5 protein-coding genes and 1 pseudogene are annotated in these 8,758 nt (G+C 64.7%); all 6 read right to left on the bottom strand.

Annotated features, from left to right (window positions below):
- A pseudogene (locus A5652_RS08965) lies at positions 1 to 531 on the bottom strand (acetyl-CoA C-acyltransferase); the annotation flags it as partial.
- A gap of 50 nt (positions 532 to 581) precedes the next feature.
- A complete protein-coding gene (locus tag A5652_RS08960; protein WP_067349428.1) occupies positions 582 to 1,097 on the bottom strand; it encodes a YkgB family protein in 516 nt (171 codons plus the stop codon).
- Between the two features lie 236 nt (positions 1,098 to 1,333).
- A complete protein-coding gene (locus A5652_RS08955) occupies positions 1,334 to 2,056 on the bottom strand; it encodes a GNAT family N-acetyltransferase (protein ID WP_232001136.1) in 723 nt (240 codons plus the stop codon).
- A 254-nt stretch (positions 2,057 to 2,310) separates the two neighbouring features.
- On the bottom strand, positions 2,311 to 4,587 hold the full coding sequence (locus A5652_RS08950; protein WP_067349420.1) for a LuxR C-terminal-related transcriptional regulator: 2,277 nt from the start codon (positions 4,585 to 4,587) through the stop codon (positions 2,311 to 2,313).
- Positions 4,588 to 5,005: 418 nt separating this feature from the next.
- The gene (locus tag A5652_RS08945) at positions 5,006 to 6,094 is read right to left on the bottom strand and encodes an alpha/beta fold hydrolase (RefSeq protein WP_255361823.1); all 1,089 of its coding nucleotides are present in this window, start codon (positions 6,092 to 6,094) and stop codon (positions 5,006 to 5,008) included.
- Positions 6,095 to 6,443: 349 nt separating this feature from the next.
- The coding region (locus A5652_RS08940) for a LuxR C-terminal-related transcriptional regulator (protein WP_067349432.1) at positions 6,444 to 8,758 on the bottom strand (2,315 nt) is incomplete at its 5' end.

Below are 8,758 nucleotides of genomic sequence, written 5' to 3'. Positions count from 1 at the left end.
GTAGCGGTCGGCGACATTTTGCGCGGTCTCGATCATGCTGATGTAAGCGTTGCGGGCCAACAAAACCGGGTTGGGCGGTCCTCCAGCGCCGCTCCACATGGTGTCGAGCATGAGGACCGGACCCCGGGGACTGAACGCGGCGTCGCCCTTCATCAGCGCCCACCCCGATCGCGACATCGACTCGACTCCACAGGCGATGCCCAGGCCGAGGTCGCCGGCTTTGATCGCGTGGCTAATGGTCACCGCCGCGGTCAGTGATGATCCGCAAAATCTGTTCACGGTGGCCCCGGCCGCGGTGTCAGGAAATCCGGCAGCCAATGCCGCCCACCGGGCGACATCGCCCATGCCTTCGTGAGCAGGGTTCACGCAACCTGCCACGATGTCTTCCACGGCACCGAGCGGCACACCGAGCCGGTCGCACGCGCCCTTCATCGTCATACCCAGCAAGTCATCGGCCCGAATACCCGACAATGTGCCGCCATAGCGGGTGAACGGGGTTCGTACGCCACCCAAAACATAAGCCTCAGTCATCGCTACCCTTTTTCCGCATGCATAGCGCGCAACTTCATCAGCGTGAGCTGTCAGCCCGTTTTGGCGAGCGTCGCCTGTCTGCGGGTTGCGTCAATCGCGTCCACCAGCAGCCACAGCGCTAAGCCGAAGAGCGCGATGTCCTTCATCAAGAATTCCCCGTCGGCGGACAAAACGGGGAAGCCACCAGCAGACGCCTCGCCGACCCCGGGGGTCGTGATCATGAAGCTCAGCGTGGTGACGAAGAACAGCGAGGCGAAGGCGCCGCCTACCACGGAAACCCTGGGGAACCATGGCTTGACGGCCAGCAGTGCCGCAGTGATCAATTCTATTGATCCGTTCAATCGACCAAACGCATCGATGGAAATGATCTCGTACATCCAACCCAAGAACGGGCTGTTGGCCACCCAATGCGAAATACCTTGGGATTCATAGTGAGTAAATTTCATGGCGCCGAACCAGGCCAGGACTATAACCAGACCATAGCGTGCGACAAGAGGCGCAATGTCGGTCGTTCGAGACTTTCCTGGCCCATCAGTCATCACGGCGGTGGCCTCGCTCTGCGACATGTGGTCTCCGTTCTGTGTGTATGCGTTACACCGCGTGGCTGTCAACGCGGTGATGCAGGCGGTTTCGGTTGCAGCTCAGATCAGCGACCAGGATCCCTGCACAGAGGGTGAGTTGTCCTCATCCACCGGTGCAATTCACCCGGGTGAGACGGCGATAAGCCGTTGTGCGGCAGAGTCGTTAGCCAGATAGCGACATCGACGGCAACGGGTGCGCTACGACACCCTTCCGTCCGGGTTCATCCCGCGCACGCCGGCTCCGGTAGGTCCAGGTCGGCCTTCGTCAGACGGTAGACCTGTAGCGTGAGGTTGTAGTACTTGTCGGTCTCGCCGACCCAATCCATTCCTACCCGTCGGGCGGTAGCCACACCACGGCGATTGTCCGGCCGCACGACTGCGAAGACCTCACTGACACCGAGTTTTTCGAATGCCTGGTGGGCGACCGCGTGACCCGCTTCCGCGCCATACCCGTAGCCCCAGGACTTCGGAGACAGCTGCCACCCGATTTCTAGATCCGTGCGGCCCGGCGGCAGTGGAAGCAGGGCCACGCCGCCGATCACGCCGCCGGAATCTCTGTCGGTGATCGCCCATCGGCCCAACGGCAGCCCGGTCGGGTCGCCTTCGGCGATCCACGCCGCTAGGACCCGTCGCATTTCGGCCGCATCGACGATGGGGGACAAGGCCGGACACAGCCAACGCGTCACTTCGGGCGCACCGTATATGGCATGTGCGGCGACATCGTCATCGAGCCGCCATGGCCGTAACGTCAGCCTGGCGGTGCTGATGCGCCGCGTGCCGGCGTCCGATGCAACGTGACGATGCGCAACCATTAGGCTCCTAGCGTTGTCTGCGCGCAGTTGGTACGGCACCCAAAAATCATCGACGTCTTCTGCACCGATCGGCCAGTGCTCAGCGGCGCTGGCGCCCCCGTGTCCGCGAAAGTCCTTGTTGACATTACTCATTGGTTCCGCGTAGTGGCCCGGGCTCGCGGTTGTCCCGTGACGGATTGCCTGGTAGTCACACGTCCTCCGTTATTGGGTTCTTCGCAGAGCTGTGTTCTCACCCAGCCCGGAGCAAACGCGTTGATCCGAAGCTCATGCCCGGCAGGTCGATGGCAAGCAATGTTCTCAGCATGACCCGAAACCGCTTCAGCTGTCATCACCCTCACCACCATTCACCCGGGTGAGGTTAGGCCGACAGCCACGAGGCATGCGGACTACAAGAGGCCGAGTTCTCGCGCCCGGCTCACCGCCGCGCCACGGTGCTCGACGCGCAGCTTGCGGTAGACGGCGCGCTGGTGAGTCTTCACGGTATTGAGCGAGACGTAGAGCCGCTGACCGATTTCACGTCGTGACAACCTGGTGGCGAGCAGGCGAAGGACCTCAAGCTCCTTGGGGGTCAGTTCCTCACCGGCAACGCAACTCTCGTTGCGCGAAGTCGCCGCGACGCCCGCGCTCCGCCGGGCCGCGGCGAGCAGCGTCGGGGCGATGCCGGCATCAGCGCAACCGCATACCAGCGTCGCGACCTCTTCGAGACTCGCCTTTGCGTTCTGGTGGTCGCCGAGGTCCTCGAAGATCTCCGCTCTGATCAACAGCGCCTTGGCCACCTCGAGGATTGCTCCACCTTGCCGCGCCGACTTGACGGCCATGTCGGCGGCAGGCGCCGCTGCGTTCGTGTCACCGCGCAGACGTAGGACTTTGGCCGTGGCAAGCGACACCACCACGTCCACGAGGTGTTCCGCATCCGCGAGATCGCGGGAGCTGCCGGAAGCCCGACGAATTTGACGCTCGGCGTCTGCGAGCCGGCCATGCTCGGCCGAGATCAGCGCCAGATAACCCAACGCGTAGATGCGGGCGCGACGATCGCCCACCTTTTCGGCCAGCTCTAGGGCGCGCCGGAAGGCGGCTTGCGCTTCGGGGGTATTGCCCGAAAAGTACAGTGCGGCACCATAGATGCAGTAGGCACTTGATCGGCCGAGCGGCGCTTCGCCGAGATTGAGGGTGATTGCCCGGCGCGCTGTCTCAAGCGCCCCGGTGGTGTCGGCCGTCTTGAACGAGTGAATCGCGCGCAACACGACGACTTGAGCGCTGAGAGCGCGACCATCTGCGGTGTCAGCCGCGGATCGGGTTTCGACTGCCTCGATCCACTCGGCGGCGTCATCGAGTTGACCGACGCTTAAGGCGATCCAGGCCCGGGCCACGCTCAGCCGCGGATCCTGTATGACCGTCTCCTCGGGAAGCAGATCGAGATAGCCGGAGACGGTCGACGCTCCGCCCCCGTTGAATTCATCGACCCAGTCCGCCGCGATCAGGTCAGCACTGCGCGCGATGTCACCGGCAGCGAGCAGGTGACGCACCGCCTCATCGATGAGCCCCTCGGCCTCGAACCACGTCGCGGCTCGTCGGTGCAGATCGGCGACGAGATCGGGCTCGGTGCGGCGCAGCTCGGTGTGCAGCAACTCTCCGAATAGCTGGTGATAGCGGTACCAGTGACGCGACGTGTCCAATGGCACCACAAACAGGTTTTCGCGCTCGATCTTCTGCAAGACCGAGGCCGAGCCAGACGTCTGCAGCACCGCGTCGCACAGCGCACCGCTTAGTCGTCCCAAGATCGACGTACGTAGCAAAAAGCTGCGCAGGTGCGGTGGCTGACCGTCGAGCACCTCGGCCATCAAGTAATCGACGATATGACGGTTATCGCCTGCGAACGTCCTGATGAACGTGGCGGTATCGGCACGCCCGGCGAGCGAGAGGGCGGCAAGGTAGAGGCCGGCAACCCACCCTTCAGTGCGTCGGTGCAGCAGTTGAATGTCTGTGGGGGCCAAGCCCAGCCCGAGTACATCGTTCAGCAGGTGGTCCGCCTCAATCGGCCCGAAACGTAAATCGTCGGTTCGCACCTCGGCAAGCTCGCCGCTGGCCCTCAGCCGAGCCAACGGCAACATCGGATCAGACCGGGTGGCCAATACCAGGTGAAGATTCGCCGGCATGCGGCTGATGAAGAACGCAAGCTGCTCATGCACCGCTCGACCTACCACCAGATGGTAGTCATCGAGAATTAGCACGACCGGACTAGCGATTATGTCCAGATCATTCAGCAGGGTAGGCAGTACGACCTGCACTGGGTCGGCGCCCATCGCTAGGAGTTCGAGCGCGCGAATCCCCATCCCGGGACTGACCTTCTGCAGCGCGGCGACCACGTACATCCAAAACCACACCGGGTCGTTGTCGGAGGAGTCAAGCGACAGCCAGGCGAACCGCTCGTCCTCGCCCGCGCCCAAAGCCCACTGCGCCAGCAATGTCGTCTTGCCCCAGCCGGCCGGCGCACTCAGTAGGGTCAGCTTGCGGCGGCGTCCCGCCGATAGTGCGTCCAGCAGGGCGCCCCGGTGAACGAGTTGCGCGCCGATGGCAGGGACGTGCAGCTTGGTGGCGAGCAGAACTGCTCGCGCAGCGGCTTCTCCGACGCCGTTGTCGCTGCGGCCAGCTGGACCGCTCATGTTCGAACTCCGCCAATCCGCTGAATCCAGCAGGCGGGCGGGAAAACTCGGCGTTGACGCGCCGTGGGTGGACGCTGGCGGCTCGGCATCCCAGTCGTTCCCTGCAGGGTCGGCCGGTTTCGTTCTGCCCGGCAATTGCGGTGACCCTATTGAATCAGATGCGTTCTCCGCGATTACCTCCGGCGCGCGCTGGCGATGGCCGTTTGGGCTGGGGGACCGGCATCCCGCCAGCGGCCCAATGATTTTCTCGTGAGTCGTGCTCACGCTTTGCCCGCTCACTTATTTCTCCTCGTTGGCAATTCAGAGCTCAATCACTACGTTGGCAGCGCGGGCACCGCCTCACCATCGCCCAACGGGTGATCTTTAGGGTCGGGTGGGTGTATGCCTAGTGGCCCTGATGGCGCACCGTCTAACCGGGTCATGACACTCGCTCCTCGGCTTCGACGGGTGATGCCGTAAATGCCGAATCGCAATGGTCGATGCGGAAGTCGCCGCCTAGCGGCTTTTCCGACGCCGTGGACGCACCGGGGTCATATTGACTCCCAGCCGCAAGAGCTGGGCTGGTGTCGGCGATGGCGGAGCTGATGGCTCCGGTGACCACCTGCGGGATTTCATGCAAGAGCGTGTGCCCTGCGGTGGGCCGGTGGATGAGCGTCGCCCCGGGGATACCCTCGGCCAGCTCGCGGGCGTGCCACATTGGCGTGAGCTTGTCCGCTCCTCCGCTGATGATGGTTGTTTTGGCCGTGATGGAGCTCAGGGTCGTCGAGCAGTCGTACTCTTTCAGACCGCGTAGGAAGCCGACTTTCGTCGTCGACGCGGTGGCGTTGACGGCGGCCGCGGACATAGTGACCAACGATTTCGGGGCGGCTTCACCGTATCCGCCAAACCTGGTCAGTGCCGCGCACACGGGCCGGGCGAGGAATTGAACGACCTCATCCGTACCCGCGCGGGGCATGCGATGTACGAGGTGATAGAGCATGGTTGTCGCGGGGGTGCTCAGCAGCCGGCCGAGGCCGTGCGCGGCGAGATTTCCCGCCGCGGTCGCAACGAGAACAAGGCTCTCCGGCTCAACGGGACGTTTGCCGGCCGGCCGGCGGAGATAGGCTAAGGCCGTCATACCACCCATCGAGTGCCCTACCAGGGTGAGTGCGCCCGTAACGCCAAGCGCGACCAGCAACTCGGCGAGGTCGTCGGCGAGTCGGCCGATCCGGTAAGTGTGCATTGACGCATTGCCGGATTCGCCGTGACCACGGTGGTCGTAACTGATGATCCGGATGTCGTTGCCCCAGCGACGAATCAGCTGCGTCATCTGGATGTTCCACGATTCTTTGTTCAAGCAAAAGCCGTGGAGAAGTACGACTGTATGGCCAGCGACGGGAGATCCCCAGTCACGAACGGACAGCGAGACGCCATCGCTCGTGGTGACTGTGCGGTCGCGGGCCAGCGATCGGCGTGTGCCGGGCGTTCGCCTACGACCGCATCGCGTTGCCGGCCCCTGTGGCGCCATCGCTTTGTCACCGGACATGGCCATCGAGATGTACAGTCCTGCTTGCTGTTTCGACGAGCGAGCTGGCGCGACCGGGGGTCATCGGGACACCATCGTGTACCCGGCGACACCGAACGCTACCGGCACCATCGCCAGCATTCCAAGCGCCGCATTCAACATTGTTCGCTCTTTCCCTTGTGCGCTCACCGGCACGGTGTGTGGCCTGGTTGGGCCGTCACTTCGGGTGAGAACATGATTAGTTGTCGAGTACTACGGTCGTCGGGCGGGCAGCGGAAAACCATCGCCCGAGGGATGATTTTGAGAGCCGGATGGATGTAGTACTAGGCCGGCCCCGTATTTGACGTGTCGGTCAATCAGAGCCGCGCATCAGCTGCGCCAATTCGGCGCGGGAAGTGATCCCCAGTTTGGCAAATGCGTTGTGTACGTGGGTCTTCACTGTGTGGGGGGAGAGGTGCAGTTGCTGCGCGACAGAGCGGTTGGTCGCGCCCTGCGCGATGAGGTTGATGACAGTGAGTTCGGAATCGGTGAGGCTGTCCCAGCCCGTTCTCGCCCGCGTGTGCGTGACGATGCGCCGTTCCACCCCTAATCGGCGCAGCGCGCGGCCGACCCGGCGGGCATCGGCGAGCGCTTCGCATTCCACGAAAGTGTCGAATGCCTGATCGAGGCTCTCGATCGCCTCCGCATCGCGTCCCGCGCGTGCTAGTTCATCGGCGGCGTCCTCGGCGGCGTCGGCGTAACGAAGCGGACGCCACGTACCCAACGCGTGGGCCGCTTCCAACAGCGCATCAGCGTCACCATCCAGGATTCCGCGGGCCTGCTGTGCGACCGCCGCGAACAACGCCACTCCGGGGCGCTCGCGTTCCAGCACCTCCACGCTCTGCAGCACCCGCGCGCGCAGCCCGGCGTCGCCGGCCACTGACGCCACCCGCGACATCAAGATGACTTGGTCGAACACGTTAGGCCACAACGGTGTGATGACACGCGTGTTCTGGCCCCCGAGCCAGCGCACCGCATCGTGGACGTCGCCGCGGTGCCACGCGGCAAGCGCGACCACGTAAGCCGCGCCGCAGGACAATAAGGGTGAGGTGCTGGGATACAGGACCAGTGCCTCAGACACCAGGTCTTGCAATAACTTTCGGTCACCTGTTCGCGCGGCGACCTCAGCCAGAACGAGTATGCGCTCAATGTTGACCTCGGTACTGTTCGCCCATTCGCGCCGGGGCAGCGCCTCGATGGTGCCACGCGCCGCGGCCAAACGACCCGCCGCCGCATGAACCATCCCGCCCAGGTGCGTCCAGCCGGGAAGCGCCATCGCGTTGCGCTCGCGATGCGCTTTCTCGGTACCCTCGGCAACCTGCGCGCTGGCGTCCTCCAAGCTGCCCGTGCAGACAATCAGGCCTGCGCGGCGCTTGGCCGCGTATATGCCGCCGAAGGTAGCCTCACCGCTGCGCGTCAGCGCTTCTACCTCGTCCATGCGCCGAAGCGCGCGCACCGCATAACCGTCCTGATAGTCGATCAGGGCGAGCGCGGTGTCGCTGACGATCCGGGCTTCCAAATCACCGGTCGCCGTGGCCGCGGCCGCGGCCACGGCCGCTGCCGAGGCGTCCGCATGCAGGCCGTTGACCACCTCGAAGTAGGCCACCCATGCTTGATGGCGCGCCCGGGTGATGTCGTTGATGCCGACCAATTGCAGTGCGCGACGCAGCTCGGCAATGCGTTGCTCCGGGTCCTCGGTGCCCGCGGCCACCTGCAGCCGAATCTCGGCTTCGTCGTCTTGCGACAGCTGCGTTGCGAGCGCCCCGTCGGCAAGCGCCTGGGCCTCGTCATACCGGGTCGCCCGATTCAGCCACTCCACCGTGTCGGCGACGAGTGACCCGTAGTTTCCGTCGTGGGCGGGTAATAGGTCCAATGCGCGCTTGCTCAAGTCGGCGGCCGCACTCGCATCGCCGCGGCCAACCGATTGCGCGGCTTGGCGCAGTGCGTCGATCGCCTCCCGGTCTCCCGGCTCGGCGCTGCGTGCCAGCTGGGTGGCCACCTCCGCCGGGGCCGCGCCCATCCCGAGCATGACCGACACCGCTTGGCGCTCCATTGCCCGCCGCAACGACTGCGGCAAGGACTGCCGGGTGGCCTCACGCAGCAAGTCATGCCGAAACCTCAGCTGCTCACCATCTTCCACGAGCAGATCCGCGCGCACCGCCTCCTCGAGCGCCGTCAGCAACGACGCCGGCTGGCGTTCCAGCATCGCGGCCAACAGCCCGGCCGAAAACCGGTCGGGCAGCACCGCGGCCACTCGCACCAACTCTGACGCGTCGCCGGCGAGCAGGTCCAGCCGCTGGTGCATCGTTGCGCCCAGGCGCCTCGGCAGCGCGTCTCCGGTGGCCAGCACCCGCCCGCCGCTGACGTTCAGTCGGCCTTCCTCGCCCAGCCCCCCGAGCAACTCGCTGACCAGAAACGGATTTCCGTGCGCCTTGACGGCCAGATTCAAAAGCGACACATCGGCTTTCACCCGTACAGCGTCTTGGACCATGTCGGCGACCGCGTCCGCCGTCATCGCGCCCACCCGCACAACCGCCGCCCCCGCGCGTTGCAGCACCGACAACGTCTCTTGCACCGCCGGCCGGGTGCGCCGGTGTTGTGGGTATTGACTGCCCGCACCGGGGCGGG

The sequence above is a fragment of the Mycobacterium sp. 1165178.9 genome, assembly GCF_001673555.1.
In the GTDB taxonomy this organism is placed as follows: domain Bacteria; phylum Actinomycetota; class Actinomycetes; order Mycobacteriales; family Mycobacteriaceae; genus Mycobacterium.
Note: the sequence above shows the minus strand (reverse complement) of the source record. Positions and strands in the feature narration are given on the sequence as shown.